This is a genomic window from Dactylosporangium sp. NPDC048998 (assembly GCF_043197855.1).
GTDB lineage: Bacteria > Actinomycetota > Actinomycetes > Mycobacteriales > Micromonosporaceae > Dactylosporangium.
In genome coordinates, this window is the sequence record NZ_JBICTV010000004.1 from 241,485 (window position 1) to 266,995 (window position 25,511).

Consider the following 25,511-nt stretch of genomic DNA (forward strand, 5'->3'; position numbering starts at 1 on the left):
AGCGCGCCTCGGTGCCGGCCTCAGACGTCGGTGTCGAGGCGCGCGTGCAGGTGCATGTCGTGCCAGCCGTCCGGGTGCATGCATCCGGCGCGCTGGATGCCCTCGGGGGCGTAGCCGGTCAGCGTGGCCACCCGGCACGAGGCGGGGTTGGAGACCGAGTGGCGCAGCTCGATGCGGTGCAGGCCCAGCGGGCCGAGCGACCAGGCGGTGAGCGCGGCCAGGGCACGCGGCGCGATGCGGCGGCCGCGACGGGAGGGCAGCACCCAGTACGACACCTCGGCGAGGCCGGATGGAAGGTCGAGGGTGCGCAGGCCGACCTGGCCGACCACCTCGTCGCCGTCGGTCACGGCCCAGCCGGCGCCCGACTCGGCGCGCCAGCGCGTGGGCCACGCCGACAGCCAGGCCGCGGCCTCGTCGTCGTTCATGGTCCGGCAGTGCCACTGCCGGATGGCCGGGTCCGCGTAGGCGGCGACCACGGCCGGGCGGTCCTCGGCGCGCCAGGGGCGCAGGGTCAGGCCGTCGGCGGGAAGGGTCGGCTGCGGCATCGCGGTGAGCGTTCCGGGAAGCACAACGTCCTCGGCGAACGACGGCACAGCGGTACGTTAGCAGTGTGGAGATGCCCGACAAGCTGACCGCGATCGTCGACGAGTTCGCCTCCGCGCCGCGGGACGTGGTCCTGGAGATGCTGCTGGAGTATTCGGACGCGGTCCGCCCGCTGCCGCCCGAGTTCGAGGGTCACGCCGGTATGGAGCAGGTGCCCGAGTGTCAGACGCCGTTCTTCCTGAAGGCGGACGTCACGCCGAAGGGGGCCGTGGAGCTGTACTTCGACTGCCCACCCGAGGCCCCGACCACGCGTGCGTTCGCCGGGATCCTGGCCGAGGGGCTGGAGGGCGCGAGCGTCGGCGAGGTGCTCGCCGTGCCGAACGACCTCTACCAGCGCATGGGGCTGGCCAACGCGATCAGTCCGCTGCGGGTGCGCGGTGGGACGGCGATCCTGCAGCGGCTCAAGAACCAGGTGTCACTGCGCCAGGCCGTCGACGACGGTGGCGCCCGGCAGTGACGCGAGCAGCGCGCCGGGCAGGACGATCTTGCTGGCCCGCAGCCCGCTGCCGATGACCGCGTCCGCGACGGAGGGCACTCGCGCGTCGATGAACACCGGCCAGTCCTCGGGCAGGCCGATTGGCGTGATTCCGCCGTACTGCATCCCGGAAATGCCGACGGCTTTCTCCATCGGCGCGAAGCTCGCCTTGCGCGTCCCCAGCAGCCGGCGCACCGTGCCGTTCACGTCGGCGCGCGTGGTCGCGAGGATCACGCACGCGGCGTAGATGCCGGCGGGCTTGCCCAGGACGATCACGCAGTTCGCGGATTGTTCGAGCGTCACGTCGTACGCCGCACAGAACGCCGCGGTGTCGGCGAGCTCGGGGTCGATCGGCGCGACCCGCACGGCCGCCGCGTCGGGCAGGCGCGGCAGGGCGTCGCGCACCGGCGGGGCGAGCAGGGAGGGGGCGGACAGCGCGGGGGAGAGCTCGAGGCGCAACGTCAGCGCCCGTCGTCCAGCGCGAGCGCCTTCATGAAGATCTCACCTATCTTCGAGGGGTCGGAAGCGACGAAGACCGCGCCGCCCGTGGCCTCGACGATCCTCTGCATCTCGGCCTGGTTCACCTCGGTGCCGACGCCGATGATGATGATCTGTACGGGCTGGTCCGCGCGCTCCGCCTTTTGCAGCGAAGATACCAGCGCGTCCAGCGACAGCCCGCTCGGGTTGTTGTTGCGGCCGCCGGTCACGACCACCACCGAGTTGCCCCGGCCGGAGTCCCAGCCCTGCAGCACCGTCTGGTAGGCGGCGAGGATCGTGTCGTACAGCCCGCTGCCGCCCTTCGGGTTGGGCTTGAGGCCGCCGATCGCGCCGCGCAGCTGGTCGCGCTGCGAGGTCAGCGGGCCGATCGGCACGAGCTCCTGATAGTCACGGCCGCCGGGCATGTTGGTGGAGAAGCACCAGAGCCCGACGGCCCACGAATCGGGGAACAGGTCAAGGCCGCCCTGGGCGGCCCTGACGGCGACCTGCTCCTTGGTCAGCCCGCCGGCGCCGGGCACCGGCGACTTCATGGTCGCCGAGATGTCGACGACGGCGAGCATGCGCGACGGCTGCGTGATCTCGACCCACATCTGCAGGGCCTTCGAGATCACCGCGGCCTCGGGCACCGGGGTGACCTGCCCGCCGACCGGCGCGCTCGGGCTCAGCGTCATCCCGGTGCCGACCGTGCCGTCGTTGGCGCGCAGCTGGTGCTGGGCCAGCAGGTTGCGGAACGAGGCGCCGGCGAGCACCGTGCGGAACTGCTCGGCCGCAGCGGCCCGGTTGGGCGACAGGCGGGGCATCGCGGTGTACGGGAAGTCCAGCGCGATGGGGGACGGGTCGGGGTACACAGCGATCAGCGGCACCGCCGGGCTCGCCGCGTTGTAGGCGTGCAGCGCCTGCTCCGACAGCGGCGCGAGCGTCACCGCCGTGGCGAGCGTCTTCGGGTCGGAATCGCGGGGGAAGCGCGCGACCAGGCCGGACGGCTGCTCCGACTTGCCGGACATGAGCGACTTCACCGCGCCGACGGTCAGCGAGTCGCCCTCCGGCCCGAACTGCTCACGCACCGAGGCCATGGCCACCAGCGTCGACACGCCGACCGAATCGCGATTGGGGTCGACGATGCCGGAGTTGACCCGGGTGTCGCCGACGATCTGTTCGAGCACCTGCTTCCAGGTCACCCGGTTCTCCAGCCAGCCGAGCGCCTTCGCGGTCGGCTCCGGCACGGCCAGCACGATCGGGCTGCGGGCCAGCGACGGTGCGGCCAGCGGCACGAGGTCCTCGCGGGCGGAGCGCATCCGCTGCAGCCACATGGAGGAGTCGGGGATCCAGACCTGCGGTACCTGCGTCTTGCCGTCGGCCTGGCCGAGGCCGGGCACGGTGGCGCCGCCCTCGCCGGCGACCGCAGCCGCGACCTCGGCGGAGGCGACCGCCGTCACGTCGACCGTGATGCACTCGTTGTCGACGCGTGGCCCGGTCTTCACCCAGCGGACCGCGGCGTCCTTGATGACCGGCGCGATCTCCGGGCTCGCGGCGACGGACAGGCGCACCGTCCCCGTGCAGCCCGACGTCGACATGATCCGATATCCGCCGTAGACGGCACCGATGGCGACGAGGGGAAGGATCATGCCGGCCGCGAGGGCGGTGAACCCGTTGCTCCTGAGGTCCGCCGCCCGATGCCGTCCTCTCACGGTTACCAATATTCCCTAGATAAGCGATTCGTGGGTCACGCGTTCGGCCATTCGTCACACGTGTCAACGCGCGGCGAGTACACTCCGCACTCCCTTGATCACTTTGAGTTGAAAACCCTGTGGGTTTGCTTTAGAGACCCTTAGTAAGGGCGGTAACCAATTTCCGTCGCCGCTCGTCGCCGCCGTCCGGCCGCCATGTGCACGCGAGGTCCAGCGCCACGATCCGGCCCGTTGCCATCAGGCCGGCGACCGCCCCCACGACGGCGGCCGCGGAAGGGCCGCCGCCGACGGGGAACAGTAACCCCGGTACGTCCGCCGGATCCACGACGTCCAGGTCAACGTGGACCAGGAGCGGTCCGTCGGGCGTCCGGACATTTTCGATGTCGTACCGCTGGAGCCGTGCGACGGCGAGATATTCGGCCTCGGCGGGGTCGAGATCCCGCGCGTCCACGAGCACCGCCCGCTCCTCGGGCACGGGCCGCAGGCCGAGCCGTTCAGCAATAAGCTCCGGTCGATATCCGACGAGGATCCGCAGCGGCATGCCGCCGATGTACCCGGAGGTCGTCGTCTCCAGCGTCTGTACGTCGCCGTGCGCGTCGAGCCAGACCACGCCCGGCTCCACGCCGGCGCGCTGCAGGCCGGCCACCGTCCCGAGCGAGACGGTGCAGTCGCCGGACACGACCACGGGCCGGCCGCCGGCCGTGACCTCGGCGGCCACTCGGTCCGCGACGCGGTCGTACAGCGTGCCGAGCCGGGCCCAGATGTCGCCGTCGGGCAGCTCGGCGGTCACTACGGTGTCGGGCGGCCCCGGCAGATCGGCCTCGAGGCCGTCCAGGCGTTCGTCCAGGTGGTAGGGCACGAGGATCATTTCCAAACCTTAACCAATCCTGTGGTAGTGACTTTCGTCACTCTCGCTGACGCAGTGTTTCGGCGGTGTCGCCACTCGTCGCCGGGCCGCCGGGATTCGGTACGGCTCCCAGACCTCCCGTTTCACGGCTTTCGTAACCCGCCGTGCATGGCAACTCCACCGAAATGACGCGTCCGAATTCACCGCGTCCTCCCAGTCGCCGGTGAATCGGGTGTTGTGGTGAATTCAGCAGCCGCTCCTTCCTGAGAAAAGCGGGGCAGCGCGAAAAGGCGCCAGGGCATACAGTGCTCCGGCACAGACCGCGAACCGTCCACAATGGAGAGAGCGGGAGATGTCTGTAGGAAAAAGATGGCTAATCACGCTGACCGGCTTCGTCGCGGCGATGGTCGTGGCGTCCCCGGAGGCGATGGCCGGCATTACGACGCCGACGCTGGCGCCCTTGAAGGCGCCGACCAGTAAGGCGATTGCGGGTAAGTACATCGTCGTGCTGAAGTCCGACAGTTCCGTCAAGGGTGATCTGCACGCCGAAAGCATCTCGGTCGCCTCGCGGGCGCAGAAGTTCGGCGTGAAGGTCGACAAGCAGTTCGAGCACGCGCTGAACGGCTTCTCCGCCACGTTGGACGCGGCGCAGCTGGCGAAGGTTCGCCAGGACCCCGACGTCGCATACGTCGAGCCAGACCAGGTGATCAAGGCCACCCCGGACGTGACGACCAAGGTCACGCAGCCCGGCGTGGAGTGGAACCTCGACCGGATCGACCAGCGCAGCAACAACCTCGACGGTAAGTACAACTACACGGCGGACGGCTCCTTCGTCACCGCTTACATCATCGACACGGGCATCTGGGCGGCCCACCCCGACTTCCACGGCCGGGTCAAGGGCGGGTACGACAGCGTTCGCGACGGCCACGGCACCGACGACTGCGACGGCCACGGCACGCACGTGGCGGGCACCGTCGGCTCCACGACCTATGGCGTTGCGAAGAACGTGACGCTCGTCCCGGTGCGGGTGCTGGGGTGCGACGGCGGCGGCACCACGTCCGGCGTCATCGCCGGCGTGGACTGGGTCACCGCGAACCACGCGCCCTGGTCCGTGGCCAACATGAGCCTCGGCGGTAACGCGTCGCAGGCGCTCGACGACGCCGTCAACCGGTCCATCGCCTCCGGCGTCACCTACTCCGTCGCCGCGGGCAACGAGAACGTCGACGCGTGCACCGGGTCGCCGGCACGGGTCGCGAACGCCCTCACGGTCGGCGCGAGCGACGAGGCCGACACCCGCGCCGTCTGGGACGGCGGCGGTGCCTCCAACTACGGGTCCTGCGTCAACCTGTTCGCGCCGGGCTCATGGGTGCTGTCCACCTGGAACCCCAAGCTCGACCCCGTCAACCTGCCCTACTACGACGTCTACGGCTTCGGCACGTCGATGGCCACGCCGCACGTGACGGGCGCGGCGGCGCTGTACCTGCAGAAGAACCTGGGCGCGACGCCGGCCGAGGTTCGCGCGGCCATCATCGCGGCCGCGACCAAGAACGTGATCGTCGACCCGAAGGGCTCGGCGAACCTCCTGCTGTACACGCCGGACGTCAGCAAGACCGTGACGCCCAAGGGCCCGTCCAGCCCGAACCAGCTCAAGACCGGCGAGGCGCTGCTGCGCAACGGCCCGGCGGGCTCCAACACCATCACCTCGCCCGACGGTCGGTTCACCCTGACGCTGCAGGCCGGCGACGGCAACCTGGTGCTGTACGAGTACGGCAAGCGGGCGCTCTGGGCGAGCGGTGTCAAGAGCGGCGCTGCTTGGCTGCTCAACCAGCCCGACGGCAACGTCGTGGACTACGGCAGCAGCGGGGCCTTCGCCGGCTGGGCCACCAACACCAGCGGCGGCAAGTCGACCCTGGTGATGCAGAACGACGGCAACGCGGTGCTCTACCGCGACAGCGACCACAAGGCCCTGTGGAGCACGGGTACGTGCTGCCACGGCGCGCCGCCGCCGCTGCAGGCGGCCGGCTCGCACCAGCTGGACAACGGCAAGGCCCTGGTCCTGGGCGGCAAGATCACCTCTCCGAACGGCGTCTACACCCTGGTCCTGCAGGACTTCGACGGCAACCTGGTGCTGTACAAGAACGGCACCAAGGCGCTGTGGGCGTTCGGCATGCGCCAGGACTCGTGGTTCGTCAACCAGCCCGACGGCAACATGGTCGCCTACAAGTCTGAGGGCGGCGTCGCCTGGGCCTCCAACACCTACGGCAAGGGCGCCGGCACGCTGGTCCTCCAGGACGACGGCAACCTGGTCCTGTATCGCAACAGCGACCACGGCGTCATCTGGGCGACCAACACCTTCGGCAAGTAAGCAGCACCGACAAGTCAATAGCGACAAGTAAATAAGGAACACCTGCAAGACCCGAGCCGCCCGGCCGCGACAGCGACCGGGCGGCTCTCTTGCTCAGGTGCGGGGTGGGACCCCCGCCGCGCCCGCGCGAAGCGCGCGCCGGCCAATAACTGCCAGCCAGTGTGGTCTCAGCCAAACTTGCTTTCGTCGGTCCAGGGGCCCTGACAGGATGCGAAACGGGGACGCCCGGGACGGACGGACGGGGAGGAACAGACGTGGCGCAGTGGGCGAGTTTCGTGGCGGTCGGCGACAGCTTCACGGAGGGGCTTGACGACCCGCGGCCTGACGGGCCGGGGTATCGCGGCTGGGCCGATCTCGTCGCCGGGGTGCTGGCCGAGGACGTCGCCGAGTTCCGGTATGCCAATCTTGCCGTGCGCGGGCGGCTGTTCGACAACATCACCGCCGAGCAGGTGCCGCTCGCGGTCGCCATGAAGCCGGACCTGATCTCGTTCGCCGGTGGGGGCAACGATGCACTGCGGCGGTCGTTCGAGCCGGAGACGCTCGTCGCGCGGTTCGACAAGACGATCGAGAGGTTGCGCGCGACCGGGGCCGACGTGGTGCTGTTCCGCTTTGCCGACCTTACGGGCAGGATGCCGGGCGGCAAGATGCTCCGAGCGCGGGTCGACCTGTTCAACACCGCGATCGAGTCGGTCGGGACCAAGCACGGCGCGCACGTGGTGAGTCTGTGGGACGACGCCGAGTTCGCCAATCCGCGGCTGTGGGGCATCGACCGGCTGCACCTGTCGCCGGCCGGGCACCGGCGGGTGGCGGCGCACGTGCTGACGAAGCTGGGGGTGACGTGCGACCCGGAGTGGCTGGCCGCGCCGCCGCCGCCCGAGGAGTTGTCCTGGATGTCGCGCAAGGCGGCCGACGCGAGGTGGGCCACCCAGCACCTGGCGCCGTGGGTGAAGCGGCGGCTGACCGGCCGCTCGTCGGGCGACATGGTGACCGCGAAACGGCCCGAGCTGGCTCCGCTCAACGAGGGCTGAGCCGGGCCCGCCTCGACAACGGGGCCTCGCGAAAGGGCGAATCGCTCGGAACGACTGTGGTGGGCCTGGCGCAAGAAGGGCTGAAGCCGTCCGGCGGAGCGCTAGGGTCGGAATCATGCCTGTTGCTTCCGATCCAGCGCCCGAGCTGGGCGCGTATGCGAATCCGGACCGGCTGGTCACCACCGCCTGGCTTGCCGAGCATCTCGACGACCCGGGGCTGGTCGTTGTCGAGTCCGACGAGGACGTGCTGCTCTACGGCACCGGGCACATCCCCGGCGCGGTCAAGGTCGACTGGCACACCGAGCTCAATGACCAGGTCACCCGCGACTACGTCGACTCCGAGGGGTTTGCCGCCCTCTGCGGTGCCAAGGGCATCGGCGCCGACGACACGATCGTGTTCTATGGCGACAACTTCAACTGGTGGGCCACCTACGCGCTGTGGGTCTTCTCCCTGTTCGGCCACCGCGACGTGCGCATCCTCGACGGCGGCCGGGCCAAGTGGATCGCCGAGGGGCGTCCGATCACGAGGGACGTCCCGGCCCGCGAGGCCACGAAATATCCGGTCGTACCGCGCAATGACGACCGGATCCGGGCGTTCCGCGAGGACGTCATGGCGCACATCAAGGCCGGGCTTCCGCTGGTGGACGTGCGGTCGCCGGGTGAGTACTCGGGCGAGCTGCTCCACATGCCGGACTACCCACAGGAGGGTGCGCTGCGCGGCGGGCACATCCCGGGCGCGGTGAGCAAGCCGTGGAGGCAGGCCGCTCGCGACGACGGATCGTTCAAGCCGGCCGACCAGCTGCGCCAGATCTACGCCGACGAGCTCGGCCTGCGCAAGGACGACGACATCGTGGCGTACTGCCGCATCGGCGAGCGCTCGTCCCACACCTGGTTCGTGCTGACCCATCTGCTGGGCTACGACCACGTGCGCAACTACGACGGCTCGTGGACGGAGTGGGGCAACCTGGTCCGCGTGCCCGTGGTCAAAGGCACCGAGCCGAAGTAGGGCCGGGCGAACAGCCGGGTGAAAAAGCAGCGGGGCCGCGCGCACGCACGGCCCCGGGCGGCTCACTCGTCCTCGGAAGGTAGCGAGACCAGGTAGTCGACGACCTCCGAGTACCGGGCGCTCGCCATCGCCACGGTGAGGTCGGCGGCGCCGTAGTAGAGGCGCAGTTCGTCGCGGGACTCGTCGTGGACGAGGCCGGTCGGGAAGATCACGTTCGGCACGTCGCCGATCCGCTCGTAGTCGGTCTCGGGGCCGAGCACCCAGCTGGGGGTACGCCGGATGACCTTGGTCGGGTCGTCGAGGTCCAGCATGACCAGCCCGACGCGGTAGATGGAAGTCGCGACCATCACCTTGACGCCGTGGTAGACGGCGAGCCAGCCGTGGGGGGTCTCGATCGGCGGCGGGCCCATCCCGATGCGGGTGGCGTCCCACCAGGGGCCGGAGCGCGACTGCATGACCGGCTCGGGGGTGGTCCAGGAGCGCAGGTCGGCGGACTTGGACAGCCACACGTCGGCGCGGGCCGACAGCACCGACACCGGCCGGTGGAAGAGCACGTAGTGGCCGTCGATCCTGCGGGGCAGCAGCGATGCGTTCTTGTCCTCGGGCGGCATCACAACGCCCAGGGACTCCACGGTCTGGAAGTTCTCGGTCTTCGCGAGCGCGACGCACGGGCCCCCGGGCCCGTACGCCGTGTATGCGATCACGTAGGCGCGCAGCTCCTCGACGTAGGTGATCCGGGGGTCCTCCACGCCCCAGCAGCTGCGCGCGTCGGTCGGGTCGTCGGCGATGAGCGGCTTGCCCTCGACGACCCAGTTGGTTCGCCCGTCCTTGCTGCGGGCGACGGTGAGGTGCGAGATGCCCCGGCGGTCCTCGATCCTGCAGAGCAGGACGGTGTCGCCGTTGTGCAGGCAGGCGCCCGGGTTGAAGACGCTGTTGATCGGATAGGGCCAGTCCCCGGCGCCGAGTAGGGGATTGGTGGTTTCCCGGTGGAACAGCTCCGCGTCAAAATGCATCGGAATGGTCCTCCGTGGTGCGCAGACGGGGCGGTTTGGCGGTCGCGCTGAACCCCGCCGACGCCCGGCCTACCACGCGTCCCTTGTTGGTGGGTTTGGACAATGTGGCGACCGGCAGGGAGGTCGGAACCGGCGTCGTGGCCGCCACGGGGTGCGGCAACGCGGCCAAACCGGCCCTGAGGAGGCTGAGGAGCGCTTGGTAATAGGCTAGCGTGGACTCGGCGCCCTGGTTCCCATTTGGCCCAGTAGCAGACAAACCGTCATGGCAGGCACCGGTGGCGTCCACGTAGAGCCGGGCCCCGACCCGGTTGCGCCCCAGAAACCACGTGAAGCCCCAGCCCGCCAGCCGCGCCAGGTGCGGCTCGGCCGTGTGCTGCCACGCGTCGACGAGCGCCTCGGTGATCGCCGCGGCGTCGATCGGCTGCTCGTCGCCGTCGTCGGCCAGCCACAGCGCCGGCGGTTCGCCGCGGCGGTGCCAGTGGTTGCCGACGCAGCGCAGGGTGCCGTCGGCGAGGCCCACGTGCTGCACGTACCAGTCGAGCGCGGCGATGGCCCGGGCGGCCGCGGCGTCGTCCTCTAGCAGCGCGGCGCCGAGCAGCATGGCCTGCGGCAGGCGCGCGTTGTCGTAGGTGAGCTCGGGCTCGAACCAGCGCCAGGCCGGGTCGACCGCCGACGTCTCGACGAGCGCCTCGTCGAGCCGTGCCAGCAGCGGCGCCGCCTGTTCGACGCGGCCGGCGCGGGCGAGGCCGATCAGCGCGTACGCGGCCGAGCGCAGGCTGAGCCCGGGCAGCGCCTCGGTGCGCGGGCCCAGCTCGTCCAGCAGCGCCGCCGCCGGCCTCCTGATGTCATCCGGTACGGCGGGAGTGCCCACCAGCACGCCCAGCGCCCAGACCGTCCGCCCGACGTGGTCGCCCATGTATGGCCAGTCCTGCCAGGTGCCGCCGTAGCTGAGCACGTTGTGCATCGCGCCGGACGGGTCGTAGGCGGCGGTGAGGAACCGCATCGACTGCCGCAGCCACCGGGTGGCCAGCGCCGTCTGCCGCGCGTCGGTGCCGACCGCGAGCAGGTCCCCCGCCACGATCGCGAGCCGCGCGACGTCGTCGACGCAGTAGCCCGAGGAGAGGTCCGGGTTGGGGCCGCGGGAGAACTGGATGATGCCGATCTCGTCGGTGAGCCGGTCGAGGTGGTCGAGGTTGAGCACCGGCGCGGCGGCCGTCGCGTGGCCGGGGCGGGACGAGGCGGCCTCGGCCTGGCGTACGACGTCGATGAACAGGTCCGCCTCCCGGGCCGCGACGGCGGGCCAGGGCAGCCAGGACGCGCACGCCTCCGCGACCGCCTTCGCCGCGGCCAGCGCCCGTGGGTCGTCGAGCAGGTCGATGATCTCCGCGGCGAGCGCGCCGCCGTCGCCGATCGGCACCACCCGGCCGGCGCCGCCGGCGAGCATGTCCTCGGCGTAGCTGTACGCGGTCGACACGGCCGGCAGCCCGGCGCCGAGGGCGAAGGTGAGCGCGCCCGAGCAGATCTGCTCCGGCTGGCGGTACGGCGTGACGAAGAGCGTGCTCGCGTGCAGGATCGCCGACAGCTCGTCGAGGCCCAGGAAGGCGTCGACGAAGTGGACGTTGCCGGCCAGGCCCAGCTGCTGGACCTGCGTCTGCAGGCCCTCCCGGTAGGCCTCACCCTCCTGCCGCTTGATCTCGGGATGGGTGGTGCCGGCCACGATGTACTGCACGTCCGGGTGCTTCTTGACCACCTCGGCCAGCGCGTCGATCGCGATGTCGATGCCCTTGCCCTTGCCCAGCAGCCCGAACGTGGTCAGCGTCGGCTTGCCCCACACCGCGTCGAGCAGGTCGCGCAGCTCGGGCCGCAGCGTCGAGGTCTCCGGCGGGCGGCGCATCGCCTCGGGCGCCCCGTGCGGAACGACGACGAGCTGGTGCCCGGCGGCGACGCCGGTGCGGATGGCCACCCGGCGGGCGGTCTCGGTGAACACCGTCACCCGGGCCGCACGGGCGCACAGCGCCCGCAGCGTGGCGGCCTGCTCCGGCGAGGGCCGGGGCAGCACGGTGTGCAGCGTCAGCAGGTACGGGATACCACAGGCGTTGAGCGCCCGGGTGAGCTCCAGCAGGTGCGAGCCGGCCGGCCCGCCGAAGATTCCGTACTCGTGCTGGATCAGCACGACGTGGACGCCGGCCTCGCGCAGGACGCGGGCCGCTGCGGAGTAGTCCTCGATGCGGTCCTGGTTGATGGTGGCGACGACCTCGTCGCCGTAGGTGAGCCCGTCACGGTCGATGGCCACGACGACTGTTTCCAGATCGTCGGTGGCGACTCCCAGTGCCTCGCGCAGGTCAGCGGTGTACGTCGCAAGACCGCATTGGCGTGGCAGATAGGTCGACACGATACCGAGTCGATAGGTCGCGGCAGGGTGTGACATGGACACATTGTTACCCCCGACGGCGCCGAAAAACCTTCATACGGCCGGATGAGGGGTGGGGTCGGATCATGCTCTCCTGCAGCTCATACAGGATATCACCCGGTCTTTGAGGTAGGCGATGGTCAATATATGCATTCGCCTGCGCGATCGGCCAATGCTCACGTACTGTGATCATGGACTCTGGAGCCATTCGAGCAGCGGTTCGCGGGCGTCGATCCATTCGCGGGAATTCCAGCCTCGCCGACGTTGGCCGCGACGATCTCGCCGACGATCGATCACATCGAGACCAGGCACAGGGCGGAAATGTCAGACCCACGCGGTAGCGTGCCCGCGTGGATCGGACGTTCCAAGTGGACCTGCGCGGCGTCGTCGACCTGCTCAGCCACCACCTCTACGCGAGCCCCCGGGTGTATGTCCGGGAGCTGCTGCAGAATGCCGTCGACGCGATCACCGCGCGCCGGTCGGCGGGCCCGGCCGGCCCGGATTCGCCCGGCCCGGGGCCGCTCCCCGTGATCCGCATCGAGCCGCCGGACGTCACCGGCGACGGCACCCTGCGGGTCATCGACACCGGCATCGGGCTCACCGAGGAGCAGGTGCACCAGTTCCTGGCCACCATCGGGCGCAGCTCCAAGCGCGATGACCTCGGCTTCGCCCGGCACGACTTCCTCGGCCAGTTCGGCATCGGACTGCTCTCCTGTTTCCTGGTCGCCGACGAGATCCGGGTGCTGACCCGCGCGGAGGGCGCCCCGGCGGTGCTGTGGCGCGGGTTCGCCGACGGCCGCTACAGCGTCGAGACCGAGGACCAGCGGCGGGCCGAGGTCGGCACCACGGTCACGCTGGTGCCGCGCCGCGACGCCGAGGACTGGCTGCGGCGACGGACCGTGGCCGAGCTCGCCTCGCTCTACGGGTCGCTGCTGCCGGTCCGGGTGGAGGTCGCCGGCGTGCCGGTCAGCGGCGAGGGGCCGCCGTGGCAGGCGGGCGGGTCGGGGCGGCGGGAGCGGCTCCAGGAGTACTGCCGGGAGGTCTTCGGGTTCGTTCCATTCGACGTGATCGACCTGGCGGTGCCGGAGGCCGGGCTGACCGGGGTCGCGTTCGTGCTCCCGACGCCGGCCAACCCGGCGGCGCGGGCCGGTCATCGGGTGTACCTCAAGCGGATGCTGCTCGCCGAGGGCGCCGAGGGGGTGCTGCCGCCGTGGGCCTTCTTCGCCCGCTGCGTGATCGACGCCGGCGAGCTGCGCCCGACCGCCAGCCGCGAGGCGCTGTATGAGGACTCGCTGCTGGAGACCACCCGCGAGGCGCTGGGCGACCAGCTGCGGGGCTGGCTGATGAGCCTGGCCGGGCGCAACCCGCGCCGGCTCGGCGAGTTCCTCGACGTGCACCACCTCGGCGTCAAGGCGCTCGCGCTGCACGACGACGAGATGCTGCGGCTGGTCGAGCGCTGGTGGCCGATGGAGACCAACACCGGCCGGATGACGCTGGCCGACTTCCGCGCGCAGCACGGCCTGGTGCGCTATTCGGCCCAGCTCGACGAGTTCCGCCAGATCGGCGCCGTCGCCGCGGCGCAGGGGATGCCGCTGGTCAACGGCGGATACATCTACGACACCGAGATCATCGAGCGGCTGCCGCAGGTCGAGCCGGGCGCGCTCATCGAGCGGGTCGAGCCGGGCGACCTCAGCACCGCCTTCGACGCCCTCGAGCCCGAGGTGGAGCTGGCCAAGCGGCCGTTCCTGCAACTGGCGCAGCGGGCGCTGGACCGGCTCGGCTGCGAGGTCGTGCTGCGCTCCTACGACCCGGCCGGGGTCCCGGCGATGTACCTCACCAGCCGCAGCGCCTCGTTCGCCGCCGAGCTGCGGGCCACCCGCGAGCGGGTCGACGACGTGTGGGCCGACGTCCTCGACGCCCTGGCCCGCACCGACGAGCAGGACCGCTCGCAGCTCGTCCTCAACTACCGCAACCCGCTCGTGCGGCGGGTCACCGAGATCCCCGACGCCGACCTGGTCCGGTTGGCGGTCGAGGGGCTCTACGGCCAGGCCCTGCTGCTCGGCCACCATCCGCTGCGGCCGGCCGACGCCGCGCTGCTCAACGGCTCGTTCCTGGGCCTGCTCAACAAGGCGGTCGGACATGAAGAGTGAAGAAGAGCTGTGGTCGCTGCTGCGCGAGGCCTACCACATGCCCTACGGCGGCGCCCAGATCGCGCTCGTCGAGCAGGTCATGCAGCACGCCGACGCGGGCGGGCACGACGAGCTGCGCCTCGCCTCGCGGCTGTTCGCGACGACCGCCTACGTGCACGGCGGCGAGCCGGCCAAGTCGTTCGTCACCTTCTCATGGTGCCGGGCCGAGTATGACGCGCACCCCGAGCGCTTCGACCGCGAAGACGAGCACACGCTGCTGTGGCATTTCAAGTACATGGTCAACGGGCTGCTGAAGTTTCCGGCCGTGCCGCTGGCGCGCACCTACGACGTCCTCGACGACATGGAGCGGCGCTTCCGGGCCGGTGGGCACAGCCTGCACGCGGTCTACGCGTATCGGTACCTGGTCGCCGCGCACCTGGGCGACCCGGCCGCGGAGGACTGGTATGCCAAATGGAACGCGGCGCCCCGCGACCACAACTCCGACTGCGCCGGCTGCGACCCGGGGGAGAAGGTCGAACACCTGGTCGGCCTGGGCCGCGACGAGGAGGCGGTCGAGATGGCCCGGCCCGTCCTCGCCGGGCGGCTGACCTGCATCGAGCAGCCGCAGTCGATCCTGACCTCGCTGATGGTGCCGTATGTGCGCACCGGGCGGCTGAGCGAGGCCGCGGATGCGCACCGGCAGGCGTACCGGCGGATGCGGGGCAACCTCGCGGACATGCAGAGCATCAGCGAGCACATCGGGTTCTGCGCGCGCACCGGCAACGAGACCCGCGGCCTCGAGCTCGTCCAGCGGCACCTGCCATGGCTCGAGCGGTCGCCCAGCCCGCAGGCCGAGATGTGGTTCTCGGCATCCGCCGCGCTGCTGCTGGGCCGGCTCGACCCGGGCCTGCCCCTCGGCGACACCACGGCCGGCGAGCTGGGCGCCCGGCTCGCGGCACGCGCCCGCGACTGGGCGGCGAAGTTCGACGAGCGCAACGGCACCTCCTCGATCTCCGGCCGCATCGAGGCGACCATCGGCGCGCCGCCGCTCGTCGAGCACCTGCCGCTGAGCGCCGTCGCCCGCCGCCGCGCCGAGACCGGCGTCGAGGTCGGGGCCGCCCTGGCCGCCCCGGCGGAGCGGGAGCTGCCCACCGACCCGGCGGCGCTGCTCGACCGGGCCTGGCAGCTCTACGAGGAGCACCGCATGGACGCCGCGGCCGCCGCGTTCGAGCGCTTCGACGAGCTGCTCCCCGAGCCGCCGCCCGAGCTGGCCGTGCGCCGGCTCGACGGGCGCGCCCGGCTGATCGCGATCCGCGACGACGGCGGCCCGGCCGCCGAGGCGCTGTTCCTCGAGGTCGCCGCCGCCCACCGGGCCCTCGGCGAGGAGCTGAAGGGGCTGGCCGCGCAGTCCCGGGCGGTGCTGTGCCGCCAAGCGGACGAGGCGATGCTCGCCGACCTCGTCGCGCTGATCGAGCGGATCGTCGCGCACGAGGGCGCCGACGCCGACGTGCGCGCCGAGGCGCGGCTGCGGGCGGAGTCGGCGCTGCTGCGCCTCGAGCGCGTGGAGGAGGCGCTCGCGGCGGTCGACGCGGCGATCGCGGAGGGCCCCGAGCGGCCGTCGCTGCGCGCCGAGCTGGGCGCCCGCCGCGCCCGCGGCCTGCTCGTCTTCGGGCGCTACGACGAGGCCTTGGCCAGCGCGGACGAGTCGCTGGAGCAATACACGGCGCTCGGCACTCCGCCGCCCGCGGGCATCCCCTCGCTGATCCGCGCGCACGCGCTGGGCAACCTCGAGCGCTTCGACGAGGCCGTCACGTCGTTCGACGCCGCCCTGGCCCTCGCCGCCGACCGGTCGTTGCGGCTGTCGGCGCTGGTCGGGCGGGCTCGGGCGCGGCTGGCCGCCGACCGCCCGGCGGACGCGATCGACGATCTCGTCGAGGCGGTCGCCGACCATGTCGCGCAGGGGGAGGACCTGCCGGCGGCGCTGCTGCGATACGACCTGGCCACCGCCTACAACCACGCCGGGCAGCCGCTCGACGCGGCCGAGGCGGCGGAGAGCGCGCTCGACGTGCTCGACCGGGCCGGGGCGCAGGAGCAGGCCGACCAGACGCGATACGTGCTGTCGCGGATCTACCGGGAGCTCGGCGAGACCGACCTGGCGCTCGGGCTGCTCGAGGCTCTCGCGACCAACCTCGACGGATACGACAACCTGCCGGCCCGGGGCCGGATGCTGCAGGAAGCGGCGCAGCTGCTCTACGAGGCCGACCGGGACGCGCAGGCCGCGGAGCGCTTCGCCGCGGCGGCGGAGGCGTTCCGGGCCGCGGGGGTCGTGCAGGCCGAGATGTACGCCCGGCGGATGCGCGCCCTGGCGCTGGGCCGGCGACATGGGCGGCTCGCTCGCCGCGCTAGAGGAGGCCGACGCCCTGTCGCGCTCGCTCTACGGCACCGTCGACGCCGCCGAACCGTGGCTGGTCTGGCAGCGGGCGATGCTCGACTGCGACGCGGCCCGGGTCTTCATCGGCGCCGACCGGCTCGACGACGCCGCCCACCGCTCCGCGGGCGCGGCGGAGGCGCTGCGCTCGATCGGCTCGCTCGGCGACGCCCTCGACGCCGACTTCCTGCACGCCGAGTCCCTCATGCGCCTGGGCGACCCGGCCGGCGCGGAGCCCAGGCTGCGCTCGGTGCTGGGCGCGGCGCCGCGGGGCTCGCAGATCGAGCAGAATTCGGCATGGATGCTGGCGGAGTCGCTGGAGGCCCAGGGCCGCTCCGACGAGGCCGAACGCATCCGCGGCGAGTATCTGAGCCAGTAGCGGGCCATGCCCCCGCTCGCCGCGGGGTGCGGGCTCGCGGCGGGTGGGTGCGTGATTGAGGGGTTGTCACGAAGATGGGTCGTGATTTACTTAACGAGCGTTCAGTGTACTGCTTGACACGAGGTTAGGCTTTCCCCATGACGCTGGAACGGCAAGCCGTCCGACCGCCCGCTCAGTCCCGTGGCGCGGGGCCCGCCGGTCAGCCGGCGGCCCAGCAGGCGCGGCGGCGCTCCCGGCGGGACGAGATTCTCGAGATCGCCGTCGGGCTTTTCGCCACGCGTGGGTACCACGGCGTCTCCATGGACGATATCGGAGCGGCCGCCGGCGTCACCGGGCCGGCGCTGTACCACCACTTCGCCGGCAAGGAGGCGATGCTCGCCGCGGCGCTGATCCCGGTGAGCGAGCAGCTCCTGGCCGGCGGCCAGGCCCGCATCGCCGAGTCCGGCGACGACCCGGCGGCGGCGCTCGCCGCGCTGGTCGACTTCCACGTGGAGTTCGCGCTGGCGAATCCGGCGGTCATCGCGCTGCACCTGCACGAGCTTGACCGGCTGCCCGAGGAGCCGCGTCGGCAGATTCGCCGTCTCCAACGGCTTTACGTGGAAGAGTGGGTTGGCACGCTCACGTCGCTGCGGGACGGCGAGCTGAGCGACGGCGAGGCCCGGGTGCTGGCGCACGCCGCCTTCGGTCTCATGAACTCGACCCCGTTCCTCGGCGGCGAGGTCGACCGGGCGCGCCGGGCCGAGTTGCTGCGGGCGGCGACACTCTCCGCGCTGCAGGGGTGACCCTCCGGGGTGACTCCGGGCGATTCCGGGTGATCCGGCCCGGTTATCCACAGGCTCGCCGCATTCGTACCCACAGAGTTATCCACAGGAGAACCGTCCGCATGCTGAGATCGTTGCTCGTCGCCAACCGCGGCGAGATCGCCCGCCGGATCATCCGCACCGCGCGCCGCCTGCAGATTCGCACCATCGCGGTGTACTCGGAGGCGGACGCGGCGCTGCCGTTCGTGGTGGAGGCGGACGAGGCCGTGCTGATCGGGCCGGCGAGCCCGGCCCAGTCCTACCGCAACACCGAGGCGATCCTGGCCGCGGCGAAGGCCACCGGCGCGGAGGCGATCCACCCGGGGTACGGGTTCCTGTCGGAGAACGCGGCGTTCGCGTCGGCGGTGGAGGAGAACGGCCTGATCTGGGTCGGCCCGGGGCCGGACGCGATCACGGCGATGGGCGACAAGATCAACGCTCGCAACCTGATGGCGGCGGCGGGGGTGCCGGTCGCGCCGGGCACCACCGACCCGGCGCGGACGGCCGACGAGGCGCTGGAGGCCGCGAGTGGGATCGGCTTCCCGGTGATGGTCAAGGCCGCGGCCGGCGGCGGGGGCATGGGCATGGCGGTCGCGAACGACGCCGACGGGCTGCGCGCCGAGTACGACAAGGTCCGCGGCTTCGCGGAGCGCATGTTCGGCGACGGCTCCGTGCTGATCGAGCGCTACTTCCCGCGGGTGCGGCACATCGAGGTACAAATCCTGGGTCTGGCCGACGGCCGGGTGATCGCGCTCGGCGAGCGCGAGTGCTCTGTGCAGCGTCGCAACCAGAAGCTCGCCGAGGAGACCCCGTCGCCCGCGCTGACCCCGGCGCAGCGCGCCGATCTGCTGGCCGCCGCCGTGCGCGCCGGCGAGGCGGTGGGATACCGCAACGCGGGCACCGTCGAGTGCCTGTTCGACCCGGCCGGCGGCGAGTTCTTCTTCCTGGAGATGAACACCCGCCTGCAGGTCGAGCACCCGGTCACCGAGGCCGTGTTCGGCGTCGACCTGGTCGAGGAGCAGCTGCGGATCGCCTCCGGGCTCGAGCCGGCGTTCGACCCCGCCGCGCTGACGGTCACCGGCCACGCGATCGAGCTGCGGGTCAACGCCGAGGACCCGAAGCGGTTCCTGCCTGGCCCGGGCGCGATCACGACCTGGGTCGAGCCGAGCGGTGACGGAGTGCGGGTCGACGCGGGGTACGCGGCCGGCACGACCGTCACCCCGAACTACGACTCGCTGATGGCGAAGCTGATCGTGCACGGCGCCGACCGCGCCGACGCGCTGGCGAAGCTGCGCGCCGCGGTGGCCGGGTTCGAGGTCGTCGGGCCGAAGGTCAACCTGCCGTTCTTCGCCGAGCTGCTGGACAACGCCGAGTTCACCTCCGGCGATTACGACACCGGCATCGTGGGCAGGATGCGGGAACCGAAGAAGGGCTGACATGAGCTTCGTGTCGATCCGCGAGGTCGGGCCGCGCGACGGCCTGCAGAACGAGGACCCGGTGCCGGCCGAGGCCAAGGTCCGGCTCCTCGACGCGCTCTCCGCGACCGGTGTACGCCGGATCGAGGCGGTCTCGTTCGTACACCCGAAGGCGATCCCGCAGATGGCGGACGCCGCCGAGGTCTGGGAACGAGCGGCGAAGGACCCGGCTGTGCGCTACTCCGCCCTGGTGCCCAACACCAAAGGCGCCGAGCGGGCGCTGGCCGCCGGGTTCACCGAGATAGAGGTCGTCGTGTCCGCCTCCGACACGCACAACCGGCGCAACGTCAACCGGTCGACCGACGAGTCGCTCGACGACATCGCCGGCCTCATCGACCTGCTACACCGGGCCGGCGCCACCGCCGAGGTGATCATCTCGACCAGCTTCGGCTGCCCGTTCGAGGGCGACGTCGCGCCCGATCGGGTGGCCGGGATTGTCGACCGTGTGGTGGCCGACGGCGCGGACCGGGTCGCGTTCGGCGACACCACCGGCATGGGCACGCCCCGGCGGGTCGAGGAGGTCGTCGGGCGCGTCCGCGACCGGCACCCGGACCTGCCGCTGCTGCTGCACTTCCACAACACGCGCGGCACCGCGCTCGCCAACGTCCTGACCGCGCTGCGGCTGGGGATCACCGAGTTCGACGCCAGCGTCGGCGGGCTCGGCGGGTGTCCCTACGCGCCGGGGGCGACCGGCAACGTGGCCACCGAGGAGGTCGTGCACATGCTGCACGACATGGGGTACGAGACCGGGATCGACCTCAAGGCGCTCATCGAGGCGGCGCGGCTGGCGCAGGAGATCGTCGGCCGGGAGCTGCCGTCCGGGGTGCTGAAAGCGGGGCCACGGCTCCCCTTATGAGGCTTGTGCCCGATTCGCCCGTTGTTCTGGCGTGTCCCCGGGGCGGTTCGTTGCTTAGTGCGGAAAGAGTCACATTTGGGCATATGCCCGACATTGAGCCGTACTGAGAGGCGGACATGGCCCAGTCGAGGAGCGACGGTGGCTACGGCAACGGGCAGAACAACGATGGCTACGGCCCGGACACCAACGGCAACAGCAACGCGCGCGCCGCGCGCGCCGCCTCGAGCTTGGGCGGGGCGCTGGCCTACTCCTGCTGACCTCCTCTGACGCTGGTAGCGGTACCCCCTGATCCGCAGGGGGTACCGCGACCGTGGGGCGTACGCCGACCCGTGTCCGCAAGTGGTCCGCCGCGAACGTTGGAACTTCGCCTCCGCGTCGGCTAACCTGAACGATCGTTAGGCATGAACGATCGTTCAGGCAGCCGACGCGGAGGTTGCATCATGGAGGGTGACGCCCTCAACCAGACGCGCAAGCGGGTCGAGGCCGGCGGCGCGGAGAAGTACCACGCGGCCAACGCCGCGCGCGGCAAGCTTTTCGCCCGGGAGCGCGTCGCTCTGCTCGTCGACGAGGGGTCCTTCGTCGAGGACGGGCTGTTCGCCAACGCGCTGGCCGACGGGCTGCCGGCCGACGGCGTGATCACCGGCTCGGCCACGGTCGACGGGCGGCCGGTCTGCCTCATGGCCAACGACTCGACCGTCAAGGCCGGGTCCTGGGGAGCGCGGACCGTCGAGAAGATCATTCGGATCATCGAGAAGGCCTACGCCACCGGTGTGCCGATGGTGTATCTCGTGGACTCCGCCGGCGCGCGCATCACCGACCAGGTGGAGCTCTTCCCCGGCCGGCGCGGCGCCGGGCGCATCTTCCACACCCAGGTGCGGGCCAGCGGCAGCATCCCGCAGGCCTGCGCGCTCTTCGGGCCCTCCGCCGCCGGCGGCGCCTACATCCCCGCGTTCTGCGACGTCGTGGCGATGGTCGAGGGCAACGCGTCGATGTACCTGGGCTCGGACCGCATGGTCGAGATGGTCACCGGCGAGAAGACGACCCTCGAGGCGATGGGCGGCGCGCGCGTGCACTGCGCCGAGAGCGGCGTCGGGCACTTTCTGTGCAAGACCGAACAAGAAGCCATCGATGCCGTACGCCGCTATCTGTCCTACCTCCCGTCCAGCTGGACGTCGGAGCCGCCGGCGGCCGAGGCGCGGGCCGAGACCGGCCTGCCCGAGATCCCGGGCAACGAGCGGCAGGCCTTCGACATGCGCAAGGTCGTCAAGGGCCTGCTCGACGAGGGGTCGTTCTTCGAGATCCAGGCGCTCTGGGCGCGCGAGCTCACCGTCGGGTTCGGCCGTCTCGACGGGCGTACCGTCGGCGTCGTCGCCAACAACTCGATGTTCAAGGGCGGCGTGCTCTTCGTCGACTCCGCCGACAAGGCGACCCGGTTCGTCCAGCTCTGCGACGCCTTCAACGTGCCGCTGCTCTTCCTCGCCGACGTGCCGGGCTTCATGGTCGGCTCCGCGGTGGAGAAGCAGGGCATCATCCGGCACGGCGCCAAGATGATCACGGCGATCTCCGAGGCGACCGTACCCAAGATCTGCGTGGTCGTGCGCAAGGCCTACGGCGCCGGCCTCTACGCGATGGCCGGCCCCGGCTTCGAGCCCGACGCCACGATCGCCCTGCCCACCGCCAAGATCGCGGTCATGGGCGCCGAGGCCGCCGTCAACGCCGTCTACGCCAACAAGATCGCCGCGATCGCCGACGAGGACGAGCGCGCCGCGTTCGTCGCCGCGAAGCGCGCCGAGTATGAGCGCGACATCGACATCATGCGGCTGGCCAGCGAGCTCGTCGTGGACACCGTCGTGGAGCCGGCGGCGCTGCGCGGCGAGCTGGTGCGCCGCTTCGCCGCGGCCCGGACCAAGGACCGCGCGTTCTCCCGCCGCCGTCACGGCGTGACACCCGTCTGAAGGGCCGACTTCCAAAGAGGATCACGATGGTTGACTTCACTCTTACCGAGGAGCTCGAGGCGCTGCGCTCCAGCGTGCGCGATTTCGCGCACGAGGTCGTCGCCCCGGTGATCGGCGACTACTACGAGCGGCACGCCTTCCCCTACGACCTGGTCCGGCAAATGGGCAAGATGGGGCTGTTCGGGCTGCCCTTCCCGGAGCAGTACGGCGGGATGGGCGGCGACTACTTCGCGCTGTGCATCGCGCTGGAGGAACTCGCCCGGGTCGACTCGTCGATCGCGGTGACCCTGGAGGCCGGGATCTCGCTCGGCGCCATGCCGATCTTCCGGTACGGCACGGCGGCGCAGAAGGAGCACTGGCTGCCCAGGCTCACCTCCGGCGAGGCCCTCGCCGCCTTCGGCCTGACCGAGCCCGGCGCCGGCAGCGACGCGGGCGGCACCCAGACCCGCGCTGTCCTCGACGAGGCGGCCGGCGAGTGGGTGATCAACGGGTCGAAGGCCTTCATCACCAACTCCGGCACCGACATCACCGCGCTGGTCACGGTCACCGCGGTGACCGGGGTCAACCCGGACGGCAGCAAGGAGCTGTCGGCGATCATCGTGCCGAGCGGCACGCCCGGGTTCACCGTCCAGCCCGGGTACTCCAAGGTCGGCTGGTGCGCGTCCGACACCCACGAGCTCAGCTTCGACGACGTGCGCGTGCCGGCGGAGAACCTGCTCGGCGAGCGGGGCCGCGGCTATGCGCAGTTCCTGCGGATCCTCGACGAGGGCCGGGTCGCGTTCGCCGCGCTCGGCGTCGGGCTCGCGCAGGGCTGCGTCGACGAGTCGGTCGCCTACGCCAGGCAGCGGCAGGCGTTCGGCCGGGCGATCGGGGAGTACCAGGCGATCCAGTTCAAGATCGCGGACATGGAGAGCCGGGCGCACACCGCGCGGCTGGCCTACTACGACGCGGCGAGCCGGCTCGTCAACGGGCGGGACTTCAAGCGCCAGGCCGCCATCGCGAAGCTCTCCGCCAGCGACGCGGCGATGCTCAACGCGCGGGAGGCGACGCAGGTGCACGGCGGGTACGGCTTCATGAACGAGACGCCGGTCGGCCGGATGTACCGCGACGCGAAGATCCTGGAGATCGGTGAGGGCACCTCCGAGGTCCAGCGGATGATCATCTCGCGCTCGATCGGGCTGTAGGAGCCCCGTCTACACCGGCCACGTGTGGACCGGAACGTTCTCGGGCAGGCCCTCGGAGTACCGCTGCAGCATCTGCCGCAGCGCCGAGGGCCGGTCGAGCCGATGGTGCTCCTGTAAGGAACGCACCACCTCGGTCTGCCAGGCGGCGCCGTTGCGCCCGGTGCGGCACCGACCCTCGATGACGCCGAGCAGCCGGTCCCGCGTCTGCGGCCGCACTCCGAAGCGGTCCAGGCCGGTCTCGGCCAGCGGCAGCAGCTCGCGCAGCACCAGGTCGGTCACCGCCACCTCGCCGAGCTCCGGCCACCAGACCAGCGCGTCGAGCCCCTCGCGGGCGGCGGTGTGGAAGCTCTCCTCGGCCGCCGAGAAGGGCATCTGCGTCCAGATCGGCCGGTCCTGCTCGCACAGCCCGCGGACCAGGCCGAAGTAGAACGCGGCGTTGGCGAGCTGGTCGACCACGGTGGGGCCGGCCGGCAGCACGCGGTTCTCGACGCGCAGGTGCGGGCGGCCGTTCATGATGTCGTACACCGGGCGGTTCCACCGGTAGATCGTGCCGTTGTGCAGGCGCAGCTCGCCCAGGCGCGGCACCCCGCCGGCCTCGAGCACGGCGACCGGGTCCTCCTCCTCGGTGATCGGCAGCAGCGGCGGGAAGTACCGGACGTTCTCCTCGAACAGGTCGAAGATCGAGGTGATCCAGCGCTCGCCGAACCAGACGCGCGGGCGCACGCCCTGCGCCTTGAGCTCCTCCGGCCGGGTGTCGGTGGCCTGCTCGAACAGCGCGATGCGGGTCTCGGCCCACAGGCGTTTGCCGAAGAGGTACGGCGAGTTGGCCCCCACCGCCACCTGCACCCCGGCGATCGCCTGCGACGCGTTCCAGTACATCGCGAAGTCCTCGGGTGCAACTTGCAGATGGAACTGCACGCTCGTGCACGCCGACTCGCCCGCGATCGAGTCCGACTGGGCCTCGAGCCGCTCCTGCCCGCGGATGTCGAGCGTGATGTCCTCGCCGCGGGCGTTGATGATCTGATCGTTCAGCAGCCGGTACCGCGGGTCGTCGGACATGTTCGCCAGGACCAGGTGCTCCGGGCGCAGCGTGGGCAGGATGCCGATGAGCACCAGCCGGGCGTCGGACTTGCCGGCGCGCTCGTCGGCGTGCACGAGGCTGGCCAGGACCTCCCGCTCGTACACGTCCAGGCCGTCGCCCTCGATCACCCTCGGCGCGACGTTGATCTCGAGGTTGAACTGGCCCAGCTCGGTCTGGAACGTGGGGTCGGCGAGGTCGGCGAGGACCTCGGCGTTGCGCATGGCCGGCTGGGCGTCCGGGTCGATGAGGTTGACCTCGATCTCCAGGCCGGTCATCGGCCGATCGGAGTCGAACCGGAAATCGTTGAGCATGAGCGCGAAGACATCGAGGCAGCGGCGCACCTTCCGCCGGTAGCGAGCGCGGTCCTCACGCGAGAAGGCTCCCCGTGTGACGTCCTGGCCCATGCTTGCCCCCTGGCCCCTCTTGGACCCCTCACGTTAAGAGCAGTCGAGGGGCACCGCTAGGGACAAAACGGACATCACTGCAGCCGAGGGTGAGCAAAACCTTGCAGAGGGTGGGAGAATTCGCCCACCCTCTGCACGATGGCCAAACTCCGGCACTTCGGAAGTTTCCGGTTTGCCAGGTTCATGGAACTTCTTGGATCTTCCCGGAACGCGGCGGTTCAGGACTGGCGCACGCCCTCGGCGCCGATCTCGATCTTGACCTTCTTGCCGACGAGGACGCCGCCGGTCTCGAGGGCCTGGTTCCAGGTGATGCCGAACTCCTCGCGGTCGATCTCGGTCGTCGCGCTGAAGCCGATGACCTCCTGGCCCCACGGGCTCTTCGCGTGCCCCTCGAACTCGACGTCGAGCTCGACCTCGCGCGTAACGTCGCGGATCGTGAGGTCGCCGACCAGCTTGAACTCGTTGCCGGACAGGCCCACGACGCGCGTGCTCTTGAAGGTCAGCGTCGGCCACTGCTCGACGTGCAGGAAGTCGGGGCTGCGCAGGTGGCCGTCGCGGTCGGCCACGCCGGTGTCGATGCTCGCCGCGTCGATGCTCACCTCGACGTGCGACTCCAGCGGGTTCTCGGCGATGACGATGCTGCCGCTGGCGCTGGTGAAGCCGCCGCGCACCTTGCTCACCATCATGTGCCGCGCGGTGAAGCTGACCCGCGTGTGCGCCGGGTCGAGCTCGAACTTGCCCGGCGTCGGGATGGTGAGGCCCTGGTACTCGCGGATGTTGGCAGGTGCCGTCATGATGACTCCCTCAGTTGTGCGGCGCCAAAGAAGATTGCTGAGGCAAATATACACGCGGCAGAGTCTCGTTCGTCAAGTTCTCTGCTAGTCTGG

20 protein-coding genes are annotated in these 25,511 nt (G+C 71.0%); 12 read left to right on the forward strand and 8 right to left on the reverse strand.

Going from position 1 to position 25,511, the window contains the following annotated elements; genetic code table 11:
* Positions 1–20: 20 nt before the first annotated feature.
* Positions 21–593, reverse strand: a complete 573-nt coding sequence (locus ACGFI8_RS11900; RefSeq protein WP_392803414.1) for a GNAT family N-acetyltransferase — start codon at positions 591–593, stop codon at positions 21–23.
* A 23-nt stretch (positions 594–616) separates the two neighbouring features.
* On the opposite strand from ACGFI8_RS11900, the gene ACGFI8_RS11905 reads away from it, so the two are divergent.
* On the forward strand, positions 617–1,060 hold the full coding sequence (locus ACGFI8_RS11905) for a SufE family protein (RefSeq protein ID WP_392804058.1): 444 nt from the start codon (positions 617–619) through the stop codon (positions 1,058–1,060).
* Here the strand turns inward: ACGFI8_RS11905 and ACGFI8_RS11910 are convergent.
* The 3 genes from ACGFI8_RS11910 to ACGFI8_RS11920 form a co-directional block, all read right to left on the reverse strand.
* Positions 1,019–1,537 carry a YbaK/EbsC family protein gene (locus ACGFI8_RS11910; RefSeq protein WP_392803416.1) on the reverse strand — a complete coding sequence of 173 codons (519 nt, stop codon included), beginning with the start codon at positions 1,535–1,537 and terminating at the stop codon, positions 1,019–1,021. The genes ACGFI8_RS11905 and ACGFI8_RS11910 overlap by 42 nt on opposite strands.
* A gap of 2 nt (positions 1,538–1,539) precedes the next feature.
* Positions 1,540–3,264 carry a substrate-binding domain-containing protein gene (locus ACGFI8_RS11915; protein ID WP_392803418.1) on the reverse strand — a complete coding sequence of 575 codons (1,725 nt, stop codon included), beginning with the start codon at positions 3,262–3,264 and terminating at the stop codon, positions 1,540–1,542.
* Positions 3,265–3,394: 130 nt separating this feature from the next.
* Positions 3,395–4,132 (reverse strand): arginase family protein, encoded by a 738-nt coding sequence (locus ACGFI8_RS11920; protein WP_392803420.1) that lies wholly within the window; start codon positions 4,130–4,132, stop codon positions 3,395–3,397.
* A gap of 331 nt (positions 4,133–4,463) precedes the next feature.
* On the opposite strand from ACGFI8_RS11920, the gene ACGFI8_RS11925 reads away from it, so the two are divergent.
* The 3 genes from ACGFI8_RS11925 (at position 4,464) to ACGFI8_RS11935 (ending at position 8,510) form a co-directional block, all read left to right on the forward strand.
* Positions 4,464–6,476 (forward strand): S8 family serine peptidase, encoded by a 2,013-nt coding sequence (locus ACGFI8_RS11925; protein WP_392803422.1) that lies wholly within the window; start codon positions 4,464–4,466, stop codon positions 6,474–6,476.
* 254 nt (positions 6,477–6,730) lie between these two features.
* Positions 6,731–7,504 (forward strand): SGNH/GDSL hydrolase family protein, encoded by a 774-nt coding sequence (locus ACGFI8_RS11930; protein ID WP_392803424.1) that lies wholly within the window; start codon positions 6,731–6,733, stop codon positions 7,502–7,504.
* 115 nt (positions 7,505–7,619) lie between these two features.
* Positions 7,620–8,510, forward strand: coding sequence for a sulfurtransferase (locus tag ACGFI8_RS11935; RefSeq protein WP_392803426.1), 891 nt, complete (start codon positions 7,620–7,622; stop codon positions 8,508–8,510).
* Positions 8,511–8,572: 62 nt separating this feature from the next.
* Here ACGFI8_RS11935 and ACGFI8_RS11940 read toward each other — a convergent pair whose 3' ends face one another.
* Both ACGFI8_RS11940 and ACGFI8_RS11945 read right to left on the reverse strand, forming a co-directional pair.
* Positions 8,573–9,523 (reverse strand): hypothetical protein, encoded by a 951-nt coding sequence (locus ACGFI8_RS11940; RefSeq protein ID WP_392803428.1) that lies wholly within the window; start codon positions 9,521–9,523, stop codon positions 8,573–8,575.
* Positions 9,513–11,951, reverse strand: coding sequence for a glycosyltransferase (locus tag ACGFI8_RS11945; protein WP_392803430.1), 2,439 nt, complete (start codon positions 11,949–11,951; stop codon positions 9,513–9,515). Before ACGFI8_RS11945 ends, ACGFI8_RS11940 begins: the two co-directional genes overlap by 11 nt.
* Before the next feature lie 332 nt (positions 11,952–12,283).
* Here ACGFI8_RS11945 and ACGFI8_RS11950 point away from each other — a divergent pair, with 332 nt between their 5' ends.
* From ACGFI8_RS11950 to ACGFI8_RS11985, 8 genes are all read left to right on the forward strand, one after another.
* Positions 12,284–14,083 (forward strand): HSP90 family protein, encoded by a 1,800-nt coding sequence (locus ACGFI8_RS11950; protein WP_392803432.1) that lies wholly within the window; start codon positions 12,284–12,286, stop codon positions 14,081–14,083.
* Positions 14,073–16,928, forward strand: a complete 2,856-nt coding sequence (locus ACGFI8_RS11955) for a hypothetical protein (RefSeq protein WP_392803434.1) — start codon at positions 14,073–14,075, stop codon at positions 16,926–16,928. The genes ACGFI8_RS11950 and ACGFI8_RS11955 overlap by 11 nt, the downstream gene beginning before the upstream one ends.
* Before the next feature lie 78 nt (positions 16,929–17,006).
* Positions 17,007–17,651, forward strand: a complete 645-nt coding sequence (locus tag ACGFI8_RS11960; protein WP_392803436.1) for a TetR/AcrR family transcriptional regulator — start codon at positions 17,007–17,009, stop codon at positions 17,649–17,651.
* Between the two features lie 101 nt (positions 17,652–17,752).
* On the forward strand, positions 17,753–19,105 hold the full coding sequence (locus ACGFI8_RS11965) for an acetyl/propionyl/methylcrotonyl-CoA carboxylase subunit alpha (protein WP_392803438.1): 1,353 nt from the start codon (positions 17,753–17,755) through the stop codon (positions 19,103–19,105).
* A gap of 1 nt (position 19,106) precedes the next feature.
* Complete coding sequence (locus tag ACGFI8_RS11970) at positions 19,107–20,000, forward strand: hydroxymethylglutaryl-CoA lyase (RefSeq protein ID WP_392803440.1); 894 nt, start codon at positions 19,107–19,109, stop codon at positions 19,998–20,000.
* Positions 20,001–20,116: 116 nt separating this feature from the next.
* Positions 20,117–20,257, forward strand: a complete 141-nt coding sequence (locus ACGFI8_RS11975; protein WP_392803442.1) for a hypothetical protein — start codon at positions 20,117–20,119, stop codon at positions 20,255–20,257.
* 183 nt (positions 20,258–20,440) lie between these two features.
* On the forward strand, positions 20,441–21,955 hold the full coding sequence (locus ACGFI8_RS11980) for an acyl-CoA carboxylase subunit beta (RefSeq protein WP_392803444.1): 1,515 nt from the start codon (positions 20,441–20,443) through the stop codon (positions 21,953–21,955).
* 26 nt (positions 21,956–21,981) lie between these two features.
* Positions 21,982–23,139 (forward strand): acyl-CoA dehydrogenase family protein, encoded by a 1,158-nt coding sequence (locus ACGFI8_RS11985; protein ID WP_392803446.1) that lies wholly within the window; start codon positions 21,982–21,984, stop codon positions 23,137–23,139.
* Positions 23,140–23,148: 9 nt separating this feature from the next.
* On the opposite strand, the gene ACGFI8_RS11990 is transcribed toward ACGFI8_RS11985, so the two are convergent.
* Positions 23,149–24,624, reverse strand: coding sequence for a glutamate--cysteine ligase (locus tag ACGFI8_RS11990; protein WP_392803448.1), 1,476 nt, complete (start codon positions 24,622–24,624; stop codon positions 23,149–23,151).
* Between the two features lie 218 nt (positions 24,625–24,842).
* Entirely contained in the window at positions 24,843–25,418 is a 576-nt protein-coding gene (locus ACGFI8_RS11995; RefSeq protein WP_392803450.1) for a YceI family protein, read from the reverse strand.
* Between the last annotated feature and the right edge of the window lie 93 nt (positions 25,419–25,511).